This is a genomic window from Bradyrhizobium ottawaense (assembly GCF_900099825.1).
Lineage (GTDB): Bacteria > Pseudomonadota > Alphaproteobacteria > Rhizobiales > Xanthobacteraceae > Bradyrhizobium > Bradyrhizobium ottawaense_A.
This window is the reverse complement of sequence record NZ_LT629693.1, coordinates 1,234,508-1,257,319: the sequence shown is the minus strand read 5'-3', so window position 1 is coordinate 1,257,319 and position 22,812 is coordinate 1,234,508. Positions and strand designations below refer to the sequence as shown.

17 protein-coding genes are annotated in these 22,812 nt (G+C 63.8%); 7 read left to right on the top strand and 10 right to left on the bottom strand.

What is annotated here, in order from left to right:
• Window positions 1-74: 74 nt before the first annotated feature.
• The 3 genes from BLR13_RS05990 to BLR13_RS05980 all read left to right on the top strand — a co-directional run bounded on the left by BLR13_RS05990 (window position 75) and on the right by BLR13_RS05980 (window position 6,697).
• Entirely contained in the window at window positions 75-2,102 is a 2,028-nt protein-coding gene (locus BLR13_RS05990) for a methyl-accepting chemotaxis protein (RefSeq protein WP_074831850.1), read from the top strand.
• 226 nt (window positions 2,103-2,328) lie between these two features.
• Window positions 2,329-5,511, top strand: coding sequence for an efflux RND transporter permease subunit (locus BLR13_RS05985; RefSeq protein WP_074826581.1), 3,183 nt, complete (start codon window positions 2,329-2,331; stop codon window positions 5,509-5,511).
• Window positions 5,498-6,697 (top strand): efflux RND transporter periplasmic adaptor subunit, encoded by a 1,200-nt coding sequence (locus BLR13_RS05980; protein ID WP_074826584.1) that lies wholly within the window; start codon window positions 5,498-5,500, stop codon window positions 6,695-6,697. The genes BLR13_RS05985 and BLR13_RS05980 overlap by 14 nt, the downstream gene beginning before the upstream one ends.
• 200 nt (window positions 6,698-6,897) lie before the next feature.
• On the opposite strand, the gene BLR13_RS05975 is transcribed toward BLR13_RS05980, so the two are convergent.
• Window positions 6,898-8,412 (bottom strand): acetyl-CoA acetyltransferase, encoded by a 1,515-nt coding sequence (locus BLR13_RS05975; RefSeq protein WP_074831851.1) that lies wholly within the window; start codon window positions 8,410-8,412, stop codon window positions 6,898-6,900.
• A gap of 178 nt (window positions 8,413-8,590) precedes the next feature.
• Window positions 8,591-9,724 carry a nitronate monooxygenase gene (locus BLR13_RS05970; RefSeq protein ID WP_074826587.1) on the bottom strand — a complete coding sequence of 378 codons (1,134 nt, stop codon included), beginning with the start codon at window positions 9,722-9,724 and terminating at the stop codon, window positions 8,591-8,593.
• A 238-nt stretch (window positions 9,725-9,962) separates the two neighbouring features.
• On the opposite strand from BLR13_RS05970, the gene BLR13_RS05965 reads away from it, so the two are divergent.
• A complete protein-coding gene (locus BLR13_RS05965; RefSeq protein WP_074826588.1) occupies window positions 9,963-11,618 on the top strand; it encodes a flavin-containing monooxygenase in 1,656 nt (551 codons plus the stop codon).
• A gap of 249 nt (window positions 11,619-11,867) precedes the next feature.
• Here BLR13_RS05965 and BLR13_RS05960 read toward each other — a convergent pair whose 3' ends face one another.
• From BLR13_RS05960 to BLR13_RS05940, 5 genes are all read right to left on the bottom strand, one after another.
• Window positions 11,868-12,563 (bottom strand): ABC transporter ATP-binding protein, encoded by a 696-nt coding sequence (locus BLR13_RS05960; RefSeq protein ID WP_074831853.1) that lies wholly within the window; start codon window positions 12,561-12,563, stop codon window positions 11,868-11,870.
• Window positions 12,563-13,330 (bottom strand): ABC transporter ATP-binding protein, encoded by a 768-nt coding sequence (locus BLR13_RS05955; protein WP_244525104.1) that lies wholly within the window; start codon window positions 13,328-13,330, stop codon window positions 12,563-12,565. Before BLR13_RS05955 ends, BLR13_RS05960 begins: the two co-directional genes overlap by 1 nt.
• On the bottom strand, window positions 13,327-14,616 hold the full coding sequence (locus tag BLR13_RS05950; protein WP_074826591.1) for a branched-chain amino acid ABC transporter permease: 1,290 nt from the start codon (window positions 14,614-14,616) through the stop codon (window positions 13,327-13,329). The genes BLR13_RS05955 and BLR13_RS05950 overlap by 4 nt, the downstream gene beginning before the upstream one ends.
• Window positions 14,613-15,563, bottom strand: a complete 951-nt coding sequence (locus tag BLR13_RS05945) for a branched-chain amino acid ABC transporter permease (protein ID WP_197679522.1) — start codon at window positions 15,561-15,563, stop codon at window positions 14,613-14,615. Before BLR13_RS05945 ends, BLR13_RS05950 begins: the two co-directional genes overlap by 4 nt.
• 64 nt (window positions 15,564-15,627) lie before the next feature.
• On the bottom strand, window positions 15,628-16,875 hold the full coding sequence (locus tag BLR13_RS05940; RefSeq protein ID WP_074826596.1) for a branched-chain amino acid ABC transporter substrate-binding protein: 1,248 nt from the start codon (window positions 16,873-16,875) through the stop codon (window positions 15,628-15,630).
• A gap of 210 nt (window positions 16,876-17,085) precedes the next feature.
• On the opposite strand from BLR13_RS05940, the gene yghU reads away from it, so the two are divergent.
• Together yghU and BLR13_RS05930 are read left to right on the top strand one after the other, a co-directional pair.
• A complete protein-coding gene (yghU, locus tag BLR13_RS05935) occupies window positions 17,086-17,982 on the top strand; it encodes a glutathione-dependent disulfide-bond oxidoreductase (RefSeq protein ID WP_074826600.1) in 897 nt (298 codons plus the stop codon).
• Window positions 17,983-18,365: 383 nt separating this feature from the next.
• Window positions 18,366-19,124: an alpha/beta fold hydrolase gene (locus tag BLR13_RS05930; protein ID WP_074826602.1), complete on the top strand. Its 759-nt coding sequence runs from the start codon at window positions 18,366-18,368 to the stop codon at window positions 19,122-19,124.
• A gap of 39 nt (window positions 19,125-19,163) precedes the next feature.
• Here the strand turns inward: BLR13_RS05930 and BLR13_RS05925 are convergent, their stop codons facing one another.
• From BLR13_RS05925 to BLR13_RS05915, 3 genes are all read right to left on the bottom strand, one after another.
• Window positions 19,164-19,439 carry a GNAT family N-acetyltransferase gene (locus BLR13_RS05925; protein ID WP_074826604.1) on the bottom strand — a complete coding sequence of 92 codons (276 nt, stop codon included), beginning with the start codon at window positions 19,437-19,439 and terminating at the stop codon, window positions 19,164-19,166.
• Between the two features lie 22 nt (window positions 19,440-19,461).
• Window positions 19,462-20,085, bottom strand: a complete 624-nt coding sequence (locus tag BLR13_RS05920) for a flavin reductase family protein (protein WP_074826606.1) — start codon at window positions 20,083-20,085, stop codon at window positions 19,462-19,464.
• A gap of 120 nt (window positions 20,086-20,205) precedes the next feature.
• Window positions 20,206-21,480, bottom strand: coding sequence for an acyl-CoA dehydrogenase family protein (locus tag BLR13_RS05915; RefSeq protein ID WP_074826609.1), 1,275 nt, complete (start codon window positions 21,478-21,480; stop codon window positions 20,206-20,208).
• A gap of 305 nt (window positions 21,481-21,785) precedes the next feature.
• Here BLR13_RS05915 and BLR13_RS05910 point away from each other — a divergent pair, with 305 nt between their 5' ends.
• Window positions 21,786-22,787: an NAD(P)H-dependent flavin oxidoreductase gene (locus tag BLR13_RS05910; protein ID WP_074826613.1), complete on the top strand. Its 1,002-nt coding sequence runs from the start codon at window positions 21,786-21,788 to the stop codon at window positions 22,785-22,787.
• The last annotated feature ends 25 nt before the right edge of the window (window positions 22,788-22,812 follow it).

Sequence of the window (22,812 nt, the reverse complement as noted above, 5' to 3'; positions counted from 1 at the left end):
CCGCGCGCTGGTCGCCGGCTTCCGCTTGCCGTCGCAAATCGCTGATTTCCTGGGAAATGTGGGGCACGGACATGATCAAGCTCAATCGTATCGGTTACAAGCTGGGTCTGGCCGGCGCGATCAGCGTCCTGCTGGCGGTCGGCATGGCGGCCAACCAGATGATGACGGAAGCGACGGTATTGGGTGCCAATGAGCGCGCCGCCCGCTCCCAGAAGGTGGCCGACGTCTCGCTCGCGGCACATCTCGAATTGCGCAAGATTCAGCTCACGGCCCGCGATGTCAGATTGGCGAGGACGCCCGCCGACGTCGAAAAGACCGTCGCCGATCTGCAGCGGTACAAGGCCGCGATAGCGACGCAAATCGAAATCGCGCTGACGACCGCCCAGAAGCCGGAGACCCAGGCGCGGCTGCAGAAGATCAAGTCCTCGATGGATAGTTTCACGGCCGCCGTTGAGGACCTTGCGAAAGCACAGGCCACGCTGCTGGCGCAGATCGACAAGCGTCAGGTGATTTCGGCCGAATGGACCAAGGCGCTCGATACCGAACTGGCTTCGCCGGCGCTGGTCAAGCTGGACAATCGCGGTGACATCGAACGGCTGCTGTTTCAGGCCGATGCGAAAGTGAACTCGTTGCGGGCCATGGTCTGGCGACTTGGCGCTACCGGCGACGCCAGCATGATCGCGGCGATGGCCAAGACCGAAGCCTCGCTGAAAGACGTATTCAACAAGCTGCGCGGCGAAGCCGACGACCGCGAGTTGCTCGTCGTGATCAGTTCGTTGTCTTCGGTCGTCAAGCGGTTCCTCGCCGCCAATGAAGAAGTGATCAAGACGGAGCAATTGAAGACCGACATCGTTGTCAATCGCACGGTCAAGGTTGTTGCCGACGCCGCCGACCTGATGGAACTGGTGGTGGACAACGCGCAAAAGAACTCGGTGGTCTCCAAGGACGAGGTCGCGGTCGAAATGGCGCAGGCCAATCGCATCAACCTGGTCATGACCGTTATCGTCATCGGCTCGCTGATCGCCTCGATGATATTCTCCTTCCTCGGGATTGCGCGCCCGATGACACGCCTCAACGGGGCGTTGGGCGAGATGGCCGGCGGCAATCTCGATGTGGTGATCCCGGGCGCCGGCCGCGGCGACGAGATCGGCGACCTCGCCAAGACGGTCGTCGTCATCCGGGAAAATGCCGAGCAAAAGGCGCGCGATGAAGCCGAGACCAAGATCCGGCAGGACCAGGTCGCGGCACAGCAGCGCAAGGCCGAAATGATCAAGCTGGCGAACGATTTCGAAGGCGCGGTCGGCGAGATCGTCCAGACCGTGTCGTCGGCGTCGACCCAGCTCGAAGCCTCCGCCGGCACGCTGACATCGAGCGCCGAACGGGCCCAGCAACTGACGACCATGGTGGCGGCGGCTTCCGAGGAAGCTTCCACCAACGTGCAATCGGTGGCGTCGGCGACCGAGGAGATGGCGTCGTCCGTCAACGAGATCAGCCGTCAGGTGCAGGAATCGGCGCGGATGGCGACCGAGGCGGTTGGACAGGCGCGCGCTACCAACGACCGCGTCAGCGAACTCTCGAAGGCGGCGAGCCGCATCGGCGACGTGGTCGAGCTGATCAACACCATCGCCGAGCAGACCAATCTGCTCGCGCTCAACGCCACCATCGAGGCGGCCCGTGCCGGTGAAGCCGGCCGAGGCTTCGCGGTCGTGGCGTCGGAAGTGAAGGCGCTGGCCGAGCAGACCTCGAAGGCGACCGGCGAGATCGGTCAGCAGATCACCGGCATCCAGGCGGCGACCCAGGACTCGGTGAGCGCGATCAAGGCAATCAGCAGCACCATCGAAAGACTGTCGGAGATTTCCTCGACCATTGCGGCTGCGGTGGAAGAGCAGGGTGCGGCGACGCAGGAGATCTCCCGCAACGTGCAGCAGGCCGCGCAAGGCACCCAGCAGGTTTCCTCCAACATTACCGACGTGCAGCGCGGCGCCTCGGAGACCGGCTCGGCGTCCACCCAGGTGCTTTCGGCGGCGCAGTCGCTGTCGGGCGACTCCAACCGCCTCAAGCTCGAGGTCGGCAAGTTCCTGGATACGGTCCGGGCGGCCTGACACCGTCCGACGGACCTCAATCCGAAAGCCCGGCCGCCAAAACGGCCGGGTTTTCGTTTGCCCGGAGCCGGCCCCACCGTCCCGGCAAGCTATGCCAGGGAAGTGAAGGGCGCCCGCGCCGCCGGCCCTTGGCCTTTTGGCCCCATTTCGGCTAAATCAGGCCGAACGAATTGGCCATCGCAGCGCCGATTCCTGTCCTGCGGCAGGCTCCGGGAATAGTTCTTCTATGATCGCACTGGTACGTATTGCGCTGAGCCGGCCCTATACCTTTGTCGTGCTGGCGCTGCTTCTCCTGATCATCGGTCCGCTGGCTGCGCTGCGTACGCCCACCGACATCTTTCCGGACATCCGGATCCCCGTGATCGGGGTGGTCTGGCAGTATACCGGCCTGCCGCCCGATCAGATGTCGGGACGCATCACCACGCCGTTCCAGCGTGCGTTGACCACCACCGTCAACGACATCGAGCATATCGTCGCCAATTCCTATAACGGCTTCGGCATCATCAAGATCTTCTTTCAGCCGAATGTCGATATCCGCACCGCCAACGCCCAGGTGACGGCGATCTCGCAGACGCTGATCAAGCAGATGCCGCCGGGCGCCACGCCGCCGCTGATCCTCAATTACAGCGCGTCCACCGTGCCGATCATCCAGGTCGCGCTGTCGGGCGAGGGCCTCACCGAGCAGAACCTCGCCGACATCGGCATCAACCAGTTGCGCACGCCGCTCGTCACGGTACCCGGCGCCGCCATTCCCTATCCGTTCGGCGGCAAGCAGCGCCAGGTCCAGATCGACCTCAATTCGACGGCGCTGCAGGCCCGCGGCTTGTCCGGGCAGGATGTCGCCAACGCGCTGGCCGCGCAGAACCTGATCACGCCGGTCGGCACCCAGAAGATCGGCCAGTTCGAATACATCATCCAGCTCAACAACTCGCCGTTGAAGATGGAAGACCTCGGCGGATTGCCGATCAAGGCGGTCAACGGCGCCATGGTCTATGTCCGCGACGTCGCCACCGTGCGCGACGGCAACCCGCCGCAGACCAATATCGTGCATGTCGACGGCAACCGCTCGGTGCTGATGATGGTGCTGAAGGCGGGCGCGACCTCGACGCTCGATATCATTTCCGGCATCAAGCAGAAGGTGATCGACGTCAAGGACTCGCTGCCGGATGCGCTCAAGATCGGCTTCATCGGCGACCAGTCGGTGTTCGTTCGCGGCGCGATCGAGGGGGTAGCGACCGAAGGCGTTATCGCAGCGCTTTTGACCAGCGTGATGATCCTGCTGTTTCTCGGAAGCTGGCGTTCCACCGTCATCATCGCGGTCTCGATCCCGCTGTCGGTGCTCGGGGCGATCATCATGCTGTCGGCGATCGGCGAGACGCTCAACATCATGACACTCGGCGGGCTGGCGCTCGCGGTCGGCATTCTCGTCGACGACGCCACCGTGACCATCGAGAACATCAACTACCATCTGGAGCAGGGCAAGCCGGTCGAGCAGTCGATCATGGACGGCGCCAACCAGATCGTGACGCCGGCCTTCGTGTCGCTGTTGTGCATCTGCATCGTGTTCGTGCCGATGTTCTTCCTGACCGGCGTGGCGCGCTTCCTGTTCGTGCCGATGGCCGAAGCCGTGATGTTTGCGATGATCTGGTCGTTCATCCTGTCGCGTACGCTGGTGCCGACGATGGCGAAATATCTGCTGCAGCCGCACGTCCATCATGACGGCGGGCCGCCGCCGACGCGCAATCCGCTGGTGCGCTTCCAGCGCGCCTTCGAGGCCCGCTTCGAGCGGATCCGCGCCGGTTACCGCGATCTGCTGTCGATGGCGCTGGGGCGCCGGCCGCTGTTCGTGACCGGCTTCCTCGCCGTGGTCGCGCTGTCGTTCCTGCTGGTGCCGTTTCTCGGCCGCAACTTCTTTCCCGCGGTCGATGCCGGCAACATCCTGATGCATGTCCGCACCCAGGTCGGCACCCGCGTCGAGGAAACCGCCAACCAGCTCGCCGACGTGCAGAAGGCGATCCGCAAGATCATCCCGCCCGGCGAGATCGAAACGCTCGCCGACAATATCGGCATGCCGATTTCCGGCATCAACATGACCTACAACAACACCGGTGTGATCGGCTCGCAGGATGCCGACGTTCAGGTCAAGCTCAGGGAAGGTCACAAGCCGACGGCGGAATACGTCCAGCTGCTGCGCGAGCAGCTGCCCCGGCTGTTTCCGGGATTGAGCTTCGCGTTCCTGCCGGCCGACATCGTCAGCCAGATCCTGAATTTCGGCGCGCCGGCGCCGATCGACCTGCAGGTCCGCGGCGCCAACGTCGAGGCGAATTTCGCCTATGCCAGCAAGTTGCTGGGCCGGATCCGCCGGATCCCCGGCATCGCCGATGCGCGCATCCAGCAGTCGCCCAACAACCCGACCTTCAACATCGATGTCGACCGGACGCGCGCCCAATATGTCGGGCTGACCGAGCGCGACGTCACCAACAGCCTCGTCGTCAATCTCGCCGGCAGTTCACAGGTCGCGCCGACCTACTATCTCAACCCGGACAACGGCGTGTCCTATTCGATCGTGATGCAGACGCCGCAATACCAGATCGACTCGCTGAGTGCGCTGCAGGCGTTGCCGATCACGGCGAGCGGCAATCCGCAATCGCCGATTCTGGGCGGCATCGCGGACGTCAAGCGCGCGACCTCGAGCGCCGTCGTCTCGCAATACGACATCCAGTCGATGGTGCAGATCTACGCCACCCCGCAGGGGCGCGACCTCGGCGCGGTCGCCGCCGACGTCAGGGCCCTGATCGCCGACACGGCCAAGGATGTGCCGAAGGGCTCGTCGGTGGTGCTGCTCGGCCAGGTGCAGACCATGAACAGCGCGTTCTCCGGCCTGCTGTTCGGACTGCTCGGGGCGGTGGTGCTGATCTATTTCCTGATCGTGGTGAACTTTCAGTCCTGGTCCGACCCGTTCGTGATCATCACCGCGTTGCCGGCAGCCCTTGCCGGGATCGTCTGGATGCTGTTCACGACCCAGACCACGCTGTCGGTGCCGGCGTTGACCGGCGCCATCATGTGCATGGGCGTTGCGACCGCCAACAGCGTGCTGGTGATCAGCTTTGCCCGCGAGCGCTACGAGGAACTCGGCGATCCCGTAGCTGCAGCGCTGGAAGCCGGTTTTGTCCGCTTCCGCCCGGTGCTGATGACTGCGCTTGCGATGATCATCGGCATGGCGCCGATGGCGCTGGGCCTGGGCGAGGGCGGCGAGCAGAACGCGCCGCTCGGCCGCGCCGTGATCGGCGGGCTGATCTTCGCCACCATCGCGACCCTGATGTTTGTTCCCGTGGTATTTAGTATGGTACACAAGAAGCAAGGCGCCAAAGTCGCCGCCTCACCGGAGATTCCGCATGCCGCCCACTGAACAGCGCCCCCCGGTCTCGCACCGGAAACTGGGCATATTCGGGGTTGCGGCGGTGGTCGTGGCAGGACTGGTCGTTGCAACCGGCATCCGCGCACGCGAGGATTCAAGTTCCAGGCTGAGGGAATGGACCGACGAACAGGCGGTTCCGACGGTCGCCGTGGCGCTGCCGAGCGGCCGGGCGCTTACGCCCACCATCGATCTGCCGGGCCGGCTGGAGGCCTATTCGCGTGCGCCGATCCTGGCCCGCGTCAGCGGCTACCTGAAGAGCTGGAGCGCCGATATTGGCGCCAAGGTCAAGGCCGGCCAGGTGATCGCCGAGATCGAGGCGCCGGACCTCGACCAGCAGTTGCTGCAGGCTAGAGCCGATCTCGTCAGCCAGCAGTCGAGTGCCAGACTGTCGGAAGCGACGTTGAACCGGCGCAAGACGCTGGTCGCCTCGAATTTCGTGTCGGCGCAGGAAATCGACGAGCGCACCGCCGACCTCGCCAACAAGGTGGCCGCCGTCAATTCCGGTCAGGCCAATGTCGAACGGCTGGAAGCGCTCGCCGGCTACAAGAAGATCACGGTGCCGTTCGACGGCGTCGTCACCGCGCGCGACACCGATGTCGGCGCGCTGATCAATGCCGGCGGCGGCGCCGGACCGGCAATGTTCGTGGTCTCCGACATCACCAAGCTGCGCGTCTATGTCAACGTGCCGCAGAACTTCGTGCCCGCGATCAAGATCGGCGCCAAGGCAGCACTCACCATGCCGGAATATCCGAACCGGACGTTTGCGGCCACCGTCGAGGCGTCCTCGCAATCGGTCGATATTTCCTCCGGCACCACGCGGATGCAGCTGGCGCTCGACAATTCCGCGGGCGAACTGATGCCCGGCGGTTACGCCAATGTCCGCCTCAACCTGCAGCGCGACGCGGTGCCGCTGCACATTCCCTCCAGCGCGCTGATTTTCAACCAGAACGGCCTGCGGGTCGCGACCGTCGGCCCCGACGACAAGGTGCTGTTCAAGGCCGTGACGATCGCCCGCGATCTCGGCAAGGAGATCGAACTGGCCTCGGGGGTCGCCGCCGACGACCGCATCATCACCGCGCCGCCGGACGGCCTCGCCGACGGCGATCCGGTCCGCGTGGTCGGCCCCGGCGCCAAGGGCAAGCCCACCGCGTCGGAAAAGCAGGACGTGAAGGGGTAGGGGCGGCTCTCTCTCTCTCTCTCTCTCTCTCTCTCTCTCTCTCTCTCTCTCTCTCTCTCTCTCTCTCTCTCTCTCTCTCTCTCTCTCTCTCTCTCTTTCGTCATGCCCGGGCTTGACCCGGGCATCCACGACTTACTTTCTTTTGGTTGCGCCAAAGACGTGGATGGCCGGGTCAAGCCCGGCCATGACGGCAAAAGCTGCTACCCCACCCGCCATTCCAGCACGCCGTCTTCCGCCGTCACCACATTGCCCAGCGTGCCGACCGGGGTGCGGTCCATATTCAACAGATGCGCCAGCGTCGCGGCGTCATTGGCGGGGACGCGAGCCAGCGCGCGGGCATCTTGCTCCGTGCGCATCATCACCACGCCGTGCTCGACTTCGCCGTTGCCCTTGTAGATCACGGTAAAGCTTTCGGCCTTGCCCTTGCCCGAGGCTTCGGTGACGAACTCCGGCACCGCGCCCTTAGCTCGGTCAGCCTCCGTCTGCACGCTGGTGTTCTGCGATAGCGCTGCTTTCGGCGCCTCGCGCGACAGCACCAGGCCGTGATGCTTGGTGACGAAACCGCCCTGGCCGTAGAGCAGGCCGAGCTTGCCGCCGTCACGCAGCTTCCGCACCATCGCGCAGGCCGCATGCGTCATGTAGGTGTTGAGCGGCGCGCCGAAGAACGTCAGCCCGCCGGTCACGGTCGGCTGCACGTCGGGGCCGAGGCCCAGCGTCCGCCGCGCCATCTTCGGCACGCAGGGAAAGCAGCTATATAATTCGATCGCGTCGAACTTTTTGCCGTCGCCCTCGACCAGGTCCATCACCGCCTTCAGCACCGCGTTCTGCGGGTGGCTTTCGTAGAACTGGTCGCGCACCAGATAGTCGCGCGGCTCTTCCGCCGAGGCGCCACCCCAGACATAGATCAGGCGATCCTCGGGCACGCCGGCCGCACGGGCTTTGGCCAGTGAGGTCAGCAGCACCGCGCCGCCCATGTTGACGGTCGGATTGGCCACCATCAGCTTGGTATAGGGCCAGGCGATCAGGCGATTGTCCGCCGTCGCGGTCGTGATCTCGTCCGGCGCGAGCGCCTTCTTCATCCAGGAGTTCGGATTTTCCGACGCCACCTTCGAGTAGGTCGACCAGAGTCGCCCGGATTCCGCCAACGCTTCACGTGGAGTCTGGCCCCAATGCGCTGACGTGGCGGACTCATAGAGCGGATAGACCGTGATCGGGCGGAACACGCCGAGTTTTACGGCCATCGGCTTCTGGAATACCGCGCCGCGCTTCGGCTCCTCGACGTCGCTCGCGAACGGCGTCCACGGCAGCGTGATGCCGCCGCGCTCGGCCTTGGTCGCGGTCGATTGCGCTTCGGCGCCGCAGACCGCGGCCACGCTGCATTCGCCGCGCGCGATCCGCTGCGCCGCCTCATGGATGTAGCGGATCGGGCTCTCGCCGCCGACCGGGCCGTAATAGTTGTGCGCGGGGCTGACGCCAAGCCGCGCCGCCAGTAGTTTTTCGGGATCGCGGTAGCGCCAGCTCAGGAAGTTGACGACGTCGAGCGAGCCGAGCTCGCCCAGCAGCTTGGCGCCACTGTCGGCTTCCGCGCGCCGCACCGCCTGTTCGAGCAGCGTGAGCGGTTCGAGGCCGGCGGCAATATCCGCCGGCCGGTCGACGATTTCGCCGACGCCGACGATGACGGGAATGCGGTCTTCGGGGAGGGAGGTTTTTGACATTTTTTCTTGCTTTGCTTTCTGGACGATTGGTTCTTTGCGCGGGCGCCGCTCTTTCATCCGTCATTGCGAGCGAAGCGAAGCAATCCATGGCGCGGCAAAGAAAGTATGGATTGCTTCGTCGCTGCGCTCCCTTGCACAAACACTTCGCGTTTGTTGCAGGCAATGACGGGAGAGGGGATCACTCCTCCATTAACGCGTTCATGTGCTCGACCGCGTCGACGAAATCTTCCTTGAATTCCTGCACCACGGCGCCGGCGGATTTCACGCTGTCGATCAGGCCGACGCCCTGACCGACGAAATAACTGACGAGGTCGCGTGCCTGCGCATTGCCGGCGGCAGCGGCGCGGTCGATCGAGTTGAAGGCGTCGCGGCTGATGATGCTTTGCAGCGGCATCGGCAGTGCGCCGGGGCTGTCGGGGCCACGGTCCCAGGCATCGGTCCACACCGAGCGCAGTTGCCGCGCGGGCTTGCCGGTGCGGCCCTTGGAGCGAATGGCGTCACGGGAGGAGGCCGCGATCATCTTCTCGCGGAAGATTTCGGTGGTTTCGGACTCGACGGTGGCGAGCCAGACCGAGCCGGTCCAGGCGCCGGCCGCGCCCATCGCCATGCAGGCCGCCATCTGGCGTCCGGTCATGATGCCGCCGGCGGCGAGCACCGGCACGTCGCGGATCGGCTTGATCGCCTTGATCACCTCGGGCACCAGCACCATGGTCGAGACCTCGCCGCAATGGCCGCCGGCCTCGGTGCCCTGCACCACCAGAATGTCGACGCCGGCCGCGACCTGGCGCAGCGCGTGTTCCTTGGCGCCGACCAAAGCCGCGACCGGGACATTATGCTTCCTGCCCTTGTCGATCATCGCCTTCGGCGGCACGCCCAGCGCATTCGCGATCAGCTTGATCGGATGCTGGAATGAAACATCCAGCAGTTCCAGCGCGCGCTGCGCATCGAACGGCTGCGGCTGGTTGTCGGCGACGTTGGCCGTCGTCAGTTCGATGCCGTATTTCTTCAGCAACCCGCGAGTGAAGTCGCGATGCTGCGGCGAAATCCGCGCCTCCAGGCTCTTCCAGGTGACGTCCTTTTCACCGGCGGTTGAAATGTTCTCGGGGATCAGCACGTCGAGCCCGTAGGGCTTGCCGTCGCAATGATCGTCGATCCATTTCAGTTCCTGCTCGAGCGATTCCGGGGAGTGCGCGGTAGCGCCCAGCACGCCAAAGCCGCCGGCGCGACTGACGGCTGCAACCACGTCGCGGCAGTGGCTGAAGGCCAGCAGCGGGAACTCAATTCCCAGCATGTCGCAGATCGGCGATTTCATAGCGGTTTCGCTCCCTGTCGGCCATTGGGCGGCCGCTCAATTCTTGACTTTGACGTGCGGTGTCGGCCGACGCTAGCGCATCGGGGGCGGGAAAGCCAAGCGGGTTTCCGGCAGGTATTTCTACGCATTCCACGCCGCAAAATATGCAAACCAGACGGGGCGATTTGTCTCTTGCGCTTTCACGCTGCGGATAGAATGCTGTCAGGCAAATAAACAAGAATCTTGGGAGTCCAGATCCATGCCCGCCTCACCATCCGTCTCCGGCAAACCCGCCACGTCCTACGATGTCGTCGTGGTCGGTGCGGGCTTTGCCGGCATGTACATGCTGCACCGGTTGCGCCAGCAGGGCATGACGGCGCGGGTCTATGAGCAGGGCGATGGCGTCGGCGGCACCTGGTACTGGAACCGCTATCCCGGTGCGCGCTGCGACGTCGAGAGCATGCAATATTCCTATTCGTTCTCGGAAGAGCTGCAGCAGGAATGGGATTGGAGCGAGCGCTACGCGCCGCAACCCGAAATCCTGAAATACGCCAACCATGTCGCCGACCGTTTCAATCTGCGGCCGGACATCCAGTTCAATACCAGGGTCGAGCGGGCCGTGTTCGACGAGGCGGCGAATCTCTGGTCGGTCGCGACGTCCGACGGCAATACCGTGATGGCCAAGTTTTTCGTGCTCGCCACCGGCTGCCTGTCGAACGCAAAAATGCCCGACATCAGGGGGCTCGATGGCTTCAAGGGCAAGGTCTATCACACCGGGCACTGGCCGCACGAGGAGGTCGCCTTCACCGGCCTGCGCGTCGGCGTGATCGGAACCGGGTCGTCGGCGATCCAGTCGGTGCCCATCATCGCCGAGCAGGCGAGCCAGTTGACCGTGTTTCAGCGCACCGCGAATTTCTCGATTCCCGCCCGCAATGCCGAGCTCACCGAACAGGAGCGGCAATCGTTTCGCTCGCGCTATCCGGAAATCCGGCAGTTCGCGCGCGAGATCGCACGCAACGGCATCTATACCGAAATGCCCGACCGCGGCGCACTCGACGATGGCGACAACGAACGCCGCGCGAAATACGAGGCGCGCTGGACCAGCGGCGGGCTCACCTTCATGTCGGTCTACAACAACCTCGCGCTGGAGCAGGCGGCCAACGACACCGCCGCCAATTTTGTCCGCGAGAAGATCGCCGAGATCGTCGAGGATCCCCAGACTGCAAAACTGCTGCAGCCGAACAACCATCCGATCGGCTCCAAGCGCATCTGCATCGATACCGATTATTTCAAGACCTTCAACCGGGCGAACGTTACCCTGGTCGACATCAAGTCGAACCCGATCGAGGAAATCACCGAAAACGCGGTGCGCACCGGGGCTAAGGACTACGAGGTCGATGCGCTGGTTCTTGCCACCGGCTTCGACGCCATGACGGGTTCCGTGGCCAAGATCGACATTCACGGCCGCGGCGGCCAGACGCTGAACGACAAATGGGCCGCGGGTCCGCGCACCTATCTCGGCCTGATGAGTTCAGGCTTTCCCAACCTCTTTGTCATCACCGGACCGGGCAGTCCGTCGGTGCTGTCGAACATGATCGTTTCGATCGAGCAGCATGTCGACTGGATCGCCGATTGCATCTCCTATATGCGCGACCGCGGCCTCGACACCATGGAAGCCGCAGTCGACGCGGAGGACAAATGGGTGGCCCATGTCAACGAGGTCGCCTACGCCACCCTCTATCCGCAAGCCAATTCCTGGTACATGGGCGCCAACGTCCCCGGCAAGCCCCGGATCTTCATGCCCTATATCGGCGGCGTCGGGCCGTACCGGCAGATCTGCAACGACGTCGCGGCGAAGGGCTATGAGGGGTTCGTGATGGCGGCGGCGGAACAGAAAAAACGCGCAGCGTCGTAACCGCCGCCGTCATTGCGAGCGAAGCGAAGCAATCCATCTGGCCGCGCCAAGAAAGAATGGATTGCTTCGTCGCTTCGCTCCTCGCAATGACGGTGAGTAAATGCCGCAGGGACGCTGTTCCCCGGATGCTGCGCAGCGCGCCGTGCTTACGGCGTGGTGCGCTGCTGATCCGGGGTCCACATACTACGGCGGTGGGTCCCGGCGCTGCGGAGCAGCGTTACACGCTGCACCGCGTCCGGGACACGAGGCCTAAACCTCCAGCCACTCCTTGCGCACGCCGGCGTTGGCGGCGAGCGCCGCCGGCGTGCCCTCGAACACGATGCGGCCGTGGCCCATGACGTAGAGGCGGCGGGAAATCCGTAGCGCGATGGTGAGCTTCTGCTCCACCAAAAGAATCGCCGTGCCGCGCTTGGCGATTTCGTCCAGCAGGGTGCCGACCTGCTCGACCAGTTTGGGCGCGAGGCCCTCGGTCGGCTCGTCGATGATGACCAGATCAGGGTCGCCCATCAGGGTACGGCACATCGTCAACATTTGCTGCTCGCCGCCCGACAGCACGCCGGCGGGATTGTCCTGGCGCGCGGCGAGGTTGGGAAACAGCGCGAACACGTCGGCGAACTTCCAGCGCCCTTCGACGCCGGCGCGCTTCATCCCGAGCTCGAGGTTCTGTTTCACGGTGAGGCCGGGAAACACCTGGCGGTCTTCGGGCACGTAGCCGATCCCGAGATGGGCGATCTGGTCGGGCCTGAGCCCCGCGATCGAGCGGCCCTTGAAGGCAACACTTCCGACCGGCGGCAGCAGCCCCATGATGGTCTTGCAGGCGGTCGAGCGGCCGACCCCGTTGCGGCCGAGCAGGCTGACGATCTCGCCCTGATCGACGGAGAGGTCGACGCCTTGCAGGATGTGGCTCTTGCCGTAATAGGCGTGGAGATCGCGGACCTCGAGCATCATGCCGCCACCGTCCCGAGATAGGCTTCCTGCACGGCGGCATTGCCGCGGATGGCGGCCGGCGCGTCGGACGCGATCACTTCGCCGTAAACCAGCACCGTGATGCGGTCGGCGAGGCCGAACACCACGCTCATGTCGTGCTCGACCATGATCAGCGTCTTGCCTTCCGAAACGCTGCGGATCAGCGCGACGGCGCTGTCGGTCTCGCTGTGGCTCATGCCGGCGGTCGGCTCGTCCAGCAGGATGATTTCGGCCCCGCCGGCGATGGTGATGCCGATCTCCAGCGCGCGCTGCTCGGCATAGGACAACAGCCCGGCCTGAAGGTTGCGCCGGTCGGAAAGCTTGAGCCGTTCGAGCAATTGGTCGGCGGCTTCGTTCAGCGCCTTCTGCCGGCCCAACAGGTTCCAGAACGAGTAGCGATAGCCTTGCGACCACAACAGGCCGCAGCGGATGTTCTCGAACACGGTCATGCGCGGGAAGATCGAGGTGATCTGAAAGCTGCGCGACAGGCCGAGCCGGTTGATTTCCTGCGGCGCCAGATTGGCGGTCGACTTGCCGTCGACCGTGATCGAACCGGAGCTGATCGGAAAGCGTCCCGAGATCAGGTTGAACAGCGTGGTCTTGCCGGCGCCGTTGGGACCGATGATGGCATGACGTTCGCCGCGCGAAATCGAGAGGTTGACGCCGCGGATGATTTCGGTTCGCCCGAAACGCTTGCAGACGTCGCGCAGTTCGATGGCAGGCGCCTGGAGGGCAATTGTGCTCACGACATCGCCCCCCGTAGCTTGATATCTTCGGTCACGGCGTCCCAGCGCTTGCGGAAACCGCGGGCTTCGCGGCGCAGCCATAGCGTGCCGAGCACCAGCGCTGCGAGCGCGATCACCCAGGGTAGCGGCGCCGTGGTGTCGATGAGGTGGCCGCCGATCGAGAATTTCTTGCCCTGCGCGGCGCCGATGGTGGTGAAGGAGGCGAGCTCCACCAGCAGCACGAAGCCCAGCATGACCAGGAGCGCCGCGGGAAACGCCCGCGCATAGGGCAGCAGCAGCTCGCGCATCCGCCCGGCGCGCCAGATCGGCATGTGCATGAAGATCAGCCCGATCAGCCCGCCCGGCGCGTACATCACCATGACGATGAAGAGAATGCCGACATAGAGCAGCCAGGCATTGCTGAGCAGGCTGACGCCGCTCTGCAGCAGCACCACCACGATGGTGCCGAGGATCGGTCCGAAGAAGCCGCCGGCGCCGCCGATATAGACCGCGAGCAGCGCGTTGGCGGATTTCCCCGCCGACACCGTATCGAAGGTGACGATCTCGTAGATCAGCACATAGAGCCCGCCGCCGATGCCGGCGAAGAAGCCGGATAGCGCGAATTGATAGAGCCGCACCATCCGCGGATCGTAGCCGACGAACTGGGCGCGCTCGAAATTGTCGCGGGTGGCGTTGGCGATGCTGCCGAGCGGGGTCTGGGTTTGCAGCTTCATCAGCACGGCGGCGATGAAGGCCCAGACCAGCACCAGGCAGTAAACCTGCCACGGCGAGGAGTAACTGAGGCCGAACAGGCTGGTGTCCATCACGCGGTCGACGCTGATGCCGCCTTCGCCGCCAAAGAATCCCATGAACATCAGCGCCGCGGCCGAGACCAGTTCGCCGAGCCCCATCGTGATCATCGCGAACGCCGTGGCGCGCTGCTTGGTCACCAGCCAGCCGAACACGAAGCCGAAGAACAGCCCGCCGAGCCCGCCGGCCAGCGGCACCAGTTCGGTCGGCAGCCAGATCGTGCCCGCCTTGACGAGAAGGACGACATGCGCGGCACAGTAGGCGCCCATCCCGAGCAGCACGGCGTGTCCGAACGACAGCAGGCCGGCCTGGCCCATCAGCATGTTGTAGGACAGCGCGAAGATCGCCATCACGCCGATCTCGCTCATCAGGGTCAGCACGAAGCCGGAATGACGGCCCTTGCCCCAGTCGTAGAACAGGAACGGGATCGCGAGCAGGATGACGAAGGCGAGAATCCAGGGAAGATATGAAGGCCAATGGCGGCGCAGCATGGTCATGTATCGCGCGTCCCCATCAGTCCACGCGGCCGGAACACCAGGATCAGCACCATCATCAGGAACGGCAACAGCGCGCCGACCCGCGGCAGGGTCACGTTGAGGACCTCGGCGAACGGCGTGCTCGACGTCACCGTGTATCCAAACTTGGCCAGCAAATCCGCCAGCGAGACGTCGAACACGACGGCAAAGGTCTGGATCAGCCCCATCAATATTGAGGCGATAAAGCAGCCGGCCAGCGAACCGAGCCCGCCGAACACCACCACGACGAACACGATTGGCCCCATCGTAAAGGCCATCGCAGGCTCCGTGACCTGGTAGTTGCCGCCGATCACGCCGGCGAGGCCGGCCAGCGCCGTGCCGGCGGCAAAGACGAGGGTAAAGATGCGCGGCACGTTATGGCCCAGCGCCGAGGCCATGTCGGGATGGGTGAGGGCGGCCTGGATCACGAGGCCAATGCGCGTACGTGTCAGCCCGAGCCAGATCGCGCCGAACATCAGCGCGGATATCACCAACATAAAGGCGCGGTAGGCCGGGAATTGCGTGCCGTAGACCCTGAACAGCGGGAAATCCAGCAGCTCCGGCACCCGGTAGGGCACCGGCAGCAGGCCCCAGGTCATCTGCACGCCCTTTTCAATCAGCAGCGCGAGACCGAAGGTGAACAGCAGTTCGGCGATGTGGCCGTTGCGGTGGACGCGCCGCAGCCCGAACATTTCGATGCCGGCGCCGATCAGTCCGCAGAGCAGGGGGGCGATGACCAGCGCCGGCCAGAAGCCGATATAGACGCTGATCGTGTAGGCGAAATACGCGCCGAGCATGTAGGCGCTGGCATGCGCGAAGTTGAGCACGCCCATCATGCTGAGGATGAGCGTCAGCCCGCTCGCGAGCATGAACAACAGCATGCCGTAAACGAGGCCATTCAAAAGCGAGACGACAAAGACTTCCATCACACAGGGCCCACCCGCAAAGCGCGACGCCCGCTTCCATCATGGAAGCGGGCGGCTGGTATGTCGGTCAGGCTCCGCTCGGGCGCTTCATCTTGCAGGTGTTGGGCTGGTCGATATCCTTGGCGAGGATGGTCGCCGTGTTCTCCCAGCCGAGGCCGGTGCCTTCGGCGTCGTATTTCACGCCCTTCTTGAAGGTACCGACGAAGTACTCGCTGATGATCTGGTGATCATCCTTGCGCATCTTGGTATCGAAGCCGAGGAAGTCCTTGAGCGACAGGTCTTCCATCGCGGTTGCGATCTTGGTCGCATCGACCGAGCCCGCCTTGTTCACGGCCGCCTGCAGGTATTCGAAGATGGTGCGGAAGCCGGCGGCGGAGAAGTCGAACTTGTGCTTTTCGCGAAAACCTTCGGCAAAGGCTTCGGCTTCCTTGTTGCCGATGGCGGGCGCCACGTTTTCGCCGAACGACATCACCGCCAGCACGCGGTTGTCACCGCCGGCGCCGATCGCGGTCGGGCCGCCGGCAAGATGCGCATAGAAGGTGTAGTAGTGCAGGTCGGCGCCGGCATCGACGCCGGCCTTGATCAGGAGGTTCATGTCCGGGCCCCAGTTGCCGGTCAGCAGCGCCTGCGCGCCCGAGGCCTTGATCTTGGTGATGTAGGGCGAGAAGTCCTTGATCTTGCCGAGCGGGATCAGTTCGTCACCGACGACCTGGACGTCGGGTCTGAGCTTGGTGAGGTAGTTCTTCACCTCGCGCTGCACCGATTGTCCGAACAGGTAATCCTGGTTGATCAGGTAGACCTTGGTGGTGTCCTTCGGCAACGCGCGGACCATCACCTCGGCCTTCATGCCGGCGTGCAGGTCGAAGCGGAAATGCCAGAAGCTGCACTGCTCGTTGGTGAGCTCCGGCGCCACCGCACCGCAGTTCAGGTAGATGATGCGGTTATCGGGGTTGCGCTCGTTGTGCTTGTTGGTCGCATCGATCAGGGCGGCGGCGATGTTGGAGCCGCTGCACTGCATGATGAAGGGCATGTTCTGGTCGGTGGCGCTCTTCAGCGCGATCAGCGCGTCCGAAGGCTGCGACTTGTTGTCGAACGGCACCAGCTCGAACTTCTTGCCGAGCGCGCCGCCCTTCGAATTGATGTAGTCGATGATGTATTGCATCTGCTTCAGGTTGGCGTCGCCGACCTGGGCGAAAGGTCCTGAAAGCGGGTCGGTGTAGGCGACCTTGATGGTGGCTTGGGCGCTGGCATGACCGCAGCTTGCGATCGCCATCACGATTCCAGAGAACACGGCTAACCACTTGCCTCGCAGCATGGTGCATCTCTCCCCTGATGTTTGCCCGCTTTATTGTTTTTGTTGCGGTGCTTGGACGAAACCGTAACATGGAGACTGCGCCGGCCGCCACAACGATTTGTCCGGCGACGGTGCCTCCCTCTTGTGCGCCCCGCACACGCAACATAATTCCGCCTTGCGGCAGGATCGTCTATTCCCAGACACGGCCGAAAGAGCCTGGAGCCAAAAACAATGACCGACGCCCCCGTCACCGACCCGTCCGAGTATACTCCGCCCAAAGTCTGGACCTGGAACAAGGGGAGCGGCGGCCGCTTCGCCAGCATCAACCGCCCGATCGCAGGTCCCACGCATGACAAGGAGCTGCCGGTCGGCAAGCATCCGTTCCAGCTCTATTCGCTGGCGACGCCGAACGGCGTCAAGGTCACCGTGATGTTCGAGGAGCTGCTGGCGGCGGGCTTTAGCGGCGCCGAATACGATGCCTGGCTGATCCGGATCGACGGCAACCAGTTCGGCAGCGGGTTCGTGTCGGTCAATCCGAACTCGAAGATCCCGGCGCTGATGGACCGCAGCGGACCGACGCCGATCCGGCTGTTCGAGTCCGGCGCCATCCTGGTGCATCTTGCCGAAAAATTCGGCGCGTTCCTGCCGACCAGCGGCCAGGCCCGTGCCGAATGCCTGTCGTGGCTGTTCTGGCAGATGGGCAGCGCGCCGTTTCTCGGCGGCGGCTTTGGTCATTTCTATGCCTACGCGCCGACCAAGATCGAATACGCGATCGACCGCTACGCCATGGAGGTGAAGCGTCAGCTCGACGTGCTCGACCGCCATTTCGCCGATCACGAATATCTCGCAGGCAACGAATACACCATCGCGGACATGGCGACCTGGCCCTGGTACGGCAGTCTCGCCAAGGGTCTGCTGTATGGCGCCGGCGAATTTCTTTCCGTCGACGACTACAAGAACGTGCAGCGCTGGACCGACGCGATTGCCAAACGCCCGGCGGTGCAGCGCGGCCGCATGGTCAACCGCCCGTTCGGCGATCCCGCCAGCCAGTTGCACGAGCGCCATGATGCGTCCGATTTCGACACCAAGACGCAGGACAAGTTAGAGCCCGCCGCCGCCAAGGCGTGAACGGGCTTTCTTACCTCGCCCCGCTTGCGGTGAGAGCATAGGCCGCCTTCGGCGGCCGTACTTGAAGACGCCGAGGCGAAGCCTCGGCTACGGCGCGAAGGCTTCGGGTGAGGGGGACTCTCCGCGAGTCCGAATGCGCAGAGGCACCCCCACCCCAACCCTCCCCCGCAAGCGGGAGAGGGGGAGCTTCGGCATTCGCCGAACGAGATGGTTTCAACAACGACCGTCTTGTTGGCCAACGTCTGTCTTGTCGACTAAGGTGTTTGCCAAGTGACGTGCTCTGCTCCCTCTCCCGCTTGCGGGGGAGGGCTGGGGTGGGGGCGCTCCACGGGGACTACAAGTCGGAGCCCCGAAAAACAAAAACAAGCAGGGAAGAATCCGCTATGGGCTTTTTCGAAAACGGCGCCGTTCGCATTCACTATCTGGAGGCCGGGTCCGGCTTCCCGCTGCTGCTGATCGCGGGCGGAGGGTTGAACTCGACCATTGACGGCATCATCGGCGCCTATCCGCCGTTCAACGCCATGGCGGAGTTCAAGGCCGAGCACCGCTGCGTCGCCTTCGACCTGCGCAACGCGCCTCCCGGCAAATCGACCGGCCCGCTCGAGATCGACCGGCCCTGGGACTCCCATACTGACGACCAATTGGCGCTGATGGATCACCTCGGCATCGACAAGTTCATGGTGCTGGGTTTCTGCATCGGCGGCCCGCTGATCTGGAATCTGCTCAAGCGGGCGCCGGACCGCGTTGTCGCCGGCGTGCTGGTGCAGCCTTCGGGCTCGCGTCCCGAAATGCGCGACCTGTTCTACCAGAACAACATCAAGGGCTGGGCGCCGCAGTTGATTGCGCAACGGCCTGATCTGACGATGGAGCAGGCCGAAAAATTCCTGACCAAAATGTACCGCAACGATCCCGACTTCGTCTTCACCGTGACTCGGGATTTCGTCCGCAACTGCCACACGCCGGTGCTGGTTCTGCCCGATGACGTCCCGGCGCATCCCTATGACGTCGCGATGGAGACCGCGATGCTGGCGCCGAACGCGGAAGTCAGCCTGTTTCCGTGGAAGGAGCCGAAGGAGCGAATTCCGCTCGCGGTGCGCCAGATCCGCTCATTCCTGCGCGCGCACCGGCCGGGGGCGGTTTGATGTAGGATTGTTTCGCCTGGTTCAACCCATCCCGTAGCGCTAGGCCAGCAGGTCGTTATCTTCGGGGTGCTTCGACATGTAGCCGCGGATGAACTCGCATTCGACGATGAGCTTGCGCCCCTGCGCCCGCACCGCGTCGAGCGTGGCGCGGGCGAGTCTGGAGCCGACGCCCTTGCCGCCGAGCTCCGGCGGCACCACGGTATGAACCAGCGTGATCGTATCCGGGGTTTTCCGGTAGCTGACGAAGGCGGTCGATCCCTCGACATCCAGTTCGAACCGGTGGCGTTCCTCGTTGTCACGGAAATCGCTGCTCATGATGGCTCCTGTTCCCGCGGGTTCAAGCCGGGGCCTTATTCGCGCCCGCGGCCGGCGGAAACACCACGCGGTCGTCGGTGCGGCAATAGCGGTCGGCGAACATGCGGCCGATCGGGTGATAGCGTTCCATGTGCACGCGCATGGCGTCGTGGTCCCACAGGTCGTCGCGGATGTGGAACTGGATGCCTTCGCCCATGATCAGAATGCGGTCGCCGTTGACGTCGATGGTCTTCCAGGTCTTGCACTCCATCGCAAACGGCGCGTCGGCGAGCCGCGGCACCGCGATCCTGGTCGAGGGCGCCAGTTTCAGATTGAGATAATCCGGCTCGCCGATGTCAGGGGGAAAGTCGCCGCTGCTTTCGTGCATCGCGTGCGCCAGCGGCTCGTCGGTCATGTTGACCACGAATTCGCCTGTTCGTTCGATGTTGATCTGCGTGTCCTTGGCGCGGCCGTCGGTGCGCCGGTTGGCGGCGAACATGCAGAGCGGCGGATCCTCGCAGAACACGTTGAAGAAACTGAACGGCGCCGCGTTGACCACGCCGGTCGGACCCGTCGTCGTCACCCACGCGATCGGCCGCGGCAGCACGAACGACGCCAGCATCTTGTAGCGCTCGCGGGGCTTTAGATCGGACGGAGTGTATTGCATGGGGGGCTCCGCGTCGGGTGGTCGGCACACTTCCGCCTACGTCCCGGCCATCCACGTCTTGCTTGCGGGGACAAAAGACGTGGATGCCCGGCACAAGGCCGGGCATGACGAATGTTGAGCCTACGGCATGCTCAGTTCATGGCGGCCGACCACCATCCAGTGCACTTCATCCGGACCGTCGGCGAAGCGCAGATGGCGGACGTCCTGGTACATCTCGCCGAGCGGGCTCCATTGCGAAATGCCGGTGGCGCCGTGCATCTGGATCGCCTGGTCGATGATCTTGCAGGTGCGTTCCGGCACCATGGCCTTGACCATGCTGACCCAGATCCGCGCTTCCTTGTTGCCGAGCACGTCCATGGCCTTCGCCGCCTTCAGCACCATCAACCGCATCGCCTCGATCTCGCAGCGCGCCTGCGCGATGATCTGCAGGTTGCCGCCGAGATGGGCGATCTTCTTGCCGAAGGCTTCGCGGGTGAGGCCGCGCGACACCATCAGGTCGAGCGCCTTCTCCGCCTTGCCGATGGTGCGCATGCAGTGATGGATGCGGCCCGGTCCGAGCCGGACCTGCGAGATTTCAAAGCCGCGGCCTTCGCCGAGCAGCATGTTTTCCTTCGGCACCCGGCAATTGTTGAAGCGCAGGTGCATGTGGCCGCGCGGCGCGTGGTCGTGGCCGAACACGTGCATCGGGCCCAAAATCTCGACGCCGGGGGTGTCGATCGGCACCAGGATCTGCGACTGCTGCTTGCTCGGCGGCGCGTCCGGGTTGGTCTTCACCATCACGATCATGATCTTGCAGCGCGGGTCGCCGGCGCCGGAGATGTAATACTTCTCGCCGTTGATGACCCACTCATCGCCGACCAGTTTTGCCGAGGTCGAAATGTTCTTGGCATCCGACGAGGCGACATTGGGTTCGGTCATCGCGTAGGCCGAGCGGATCTCGCCGGCCAACAGCGGCTTCAGCCACTCCTCCTTCTGCGCCTTGGTGCCGACGCGCTCTAGCACTTCCATGTTGCCGGTATCGGGTGCCGAGCAGTTCATGGTCTCGGAGGCCATTGGATTCTTCGCAAGCTCGACCGCGATATAGGCGTAGTCGAGGTTTTTCAGGCCCTGGCCGGTCTCGTCGTCGGGCAGGAAGAAGTTCCAGAGGCCTACTTCCTTCGCCTTGTCCTTGGCCTTCTGCAGCACCGCAAGCTGCTCCGGCGTAAAGCTCCAGCGGTCCTTCTTGCCTTCGCCGAGCTTGATGAATTCGACCGACATCGGGTCGACGGTTTCGCGGATGAATTTCTTGACGTGTTCGTACAGCGGACGAACCTCCTCCGACATGCGCAGATCGTTCAGTTCCTCGCCGGGATTGAGGTTGTAGGTCGTGGTTCGCGGGATATAGGCGTGTTTCATGGATTATTCCTCCCATTTGCGCAGATCGTTTGTCTGCGGGCGCGCGCTTGGCTCGTTGGCCGCAATGTAGACGCCGGGGAGGGGCTTGTACAAGCTTGCGCCGCGGCGCATTTTTCTCCTGGGGGAATATCACTGCCGATCCCGGTCAAACGAGGCTTCCGGACGGCCGCTGAACGCATCGGGAACGATCCAAAAAACATCGCCCGCGCCGTGCGCGGAACCTGGCCCTCGCCGACCGGCTGGCGCATGAAGGGTCGGCTGTGAAGCGATGCTGACAACAGAAACTGCAACGGGAGAGATTTTTGATGAAGACGGCCATCACCGAATTGTTCAACATCAAGCATCCGATCATTCAGGGTGGAATGCACTATGTCGGCTTCGCCGAGCTCGCCGCCGCGGTCGCCAATGCCGGCGGCCTCGGCATCATCACCGGGTTGACGCAGCGCACCCCCGAATTGCTCGCCAAGGAAATTGCCAAGTGTCACGACATGACCGACAAGCCGTTCGGCGTGAACCTGACCTTTCTGCCCGCGTTCACCACGCCGCCCTATCCGGAATATATCGCCGCGATCAAGGAGGGCGGGATCAAGGCGGTCGAAACCGCCGGCCGCAGCCCCGAGCAGTACATGCCGGCGCTGAAGGCTGCCGGCATCAAGGTCATTCACAAATGCACCTCGGTCCGTCACTCGCTCAAGGCCGAGCAGATCGGCTGTGACGCCGTCAGCGTCGACGGTTTCGAATGCGGCGGTCACCCCGGCGAAGACGACATCCCGAACATGATCCTGCTGCCGCGCGCCGCGGATGAATTGAAGATCCCGTTCGTGGCGTCGGGCGGCATGGCCGATGCACGCAGCCTGGTCGCGGCACTTGCGATGGGTGCGCAGGGCATGAACATGGGCACGCGCTTCATGGCCACCAAGGAGGCGCCGATCCACGACAACGTCAAGAAGGCGCTGGTGGCGGCGTCCGAGCTCGACACGCGGTTGATCATGCGCGCGATCCGCAATACCGAACGGGTGTTGAAGAACCCCGCCGTCGACCATTTGCTCGAGATCGAGCGCGAAAAGGGCGCCAAGCTGAAGATCGACGACATTCACGACCAGGTCGCGGGCGTCTATCCGAAGGTCATGATCGACGGCCAGATGGATGCCGGTGCCTGGAGCTGCGGCATGGTCGCCGGATTGATCCATGACATTCCAACCGTCAAGGAACTGATCGATCGCATCATGACGGAAGCGGAGCAACTGATCCGCAGCCGTCTGACCGGCTTTCTCGACGGCGACGCGCCATCGAAGAAAGCGGCCTGAGCGTTCGAAGAACAGCAGCGTAGGG

Coding starts and splice junctions, on each gene's coding strand:
- BLR13_RS05950 (WP_074826591.1), bottom strand. CDS start 14,616: ATGACCATGCTGCGCCGCCATTGGCCTTCATATCTTCCCTGGATTCTC.
- BLR13_RS05970 (WP_074826587.1), bottom strand. CDS start 9,724: ATGAAATCGCCGATCTGCGACATGCTGGGAATTGAGTTCCCGCTGCTG.
- BLR13_RS05925 (WP_074826604.1), bottom strand. CDS start 19,439: ATGAGCAGCGATTTCCGTGACAACGAGGAACGCCACCGGTTCGAACTG.
- BLR13_RS05920 (WP_074826606.1), bottom strand. CDS start 20,085: ATGCAATACACTCCGTCCGATCTAAAGCCCCGCGAGCGCTACAAGATG.
- BLR13_RS05980 (WP_074826584.1), top strand. CDS start 5,498: ATGCCGCCCACTGAACAGCGCCCCCCGGTCTCGCACCGGAAACTGGGC.
- BLR13_RS05965 (WP_074826588.1), top strand. CDS start 9,963: ATGCCCGCCTCACCATCCGTCTCCGGCAAACCCGCCACGTCCTACGAT.
- BLR13_RS05940 (WP_074826596.1), bottom strand. CDS start 16,875: ATGCTGCGAGGCAAGTGGTTAGCCGTGTTCTCTGGAATCGTGATGGCG.
- BLR13_RS05915 (WP_074826609.1), bottom strand. CDS start 21,480: ATGAAACACGCCTATATCCCGCGAACCACGACCTACAACCTCAATCCC.
- BLR13_RS05975 (WP_074831851.1), bottom strand. CDS start 8,412: ATGTCAAAAACCTCCCTCCCCGAAGACCGCATTCCCGTCATCGTCGGC.
- BLR13_RS05930 (WP_074826602.1), top strand. CDS start 18,366: ATGGGCTTTTTCGAAAACGGCGCCGTTCGCATTCACTATCTGGAGGCC.
- BLR13_RS05985 (WP_074826581.1), top strand. CDS start 2,329: ATGATCGCACTGGTACGTATTGCGCTGAGCCGGCCCTATACCTTTGTC.
- yghU (WP_074826600.1), top strand. CDS start 17,086: ATGACCGACGCCCCCGTCACCGACCCGTCCGAGTATACTCCGCCCAAA.
- BLR13_RS05910 (WP_074826613.1), top strand. CDS start 21,786: ATGAAGACGGCCATCACCGAATTGTTCAACATCAAGCATCCGATCATT.
- BLR13_RS05960 (WP_074831853.1), bottom strand. CDS start 12,563: ATGCTCGAGGTCCGCGATCTCCACGCCTATTACGGCAAGAGCCACATC.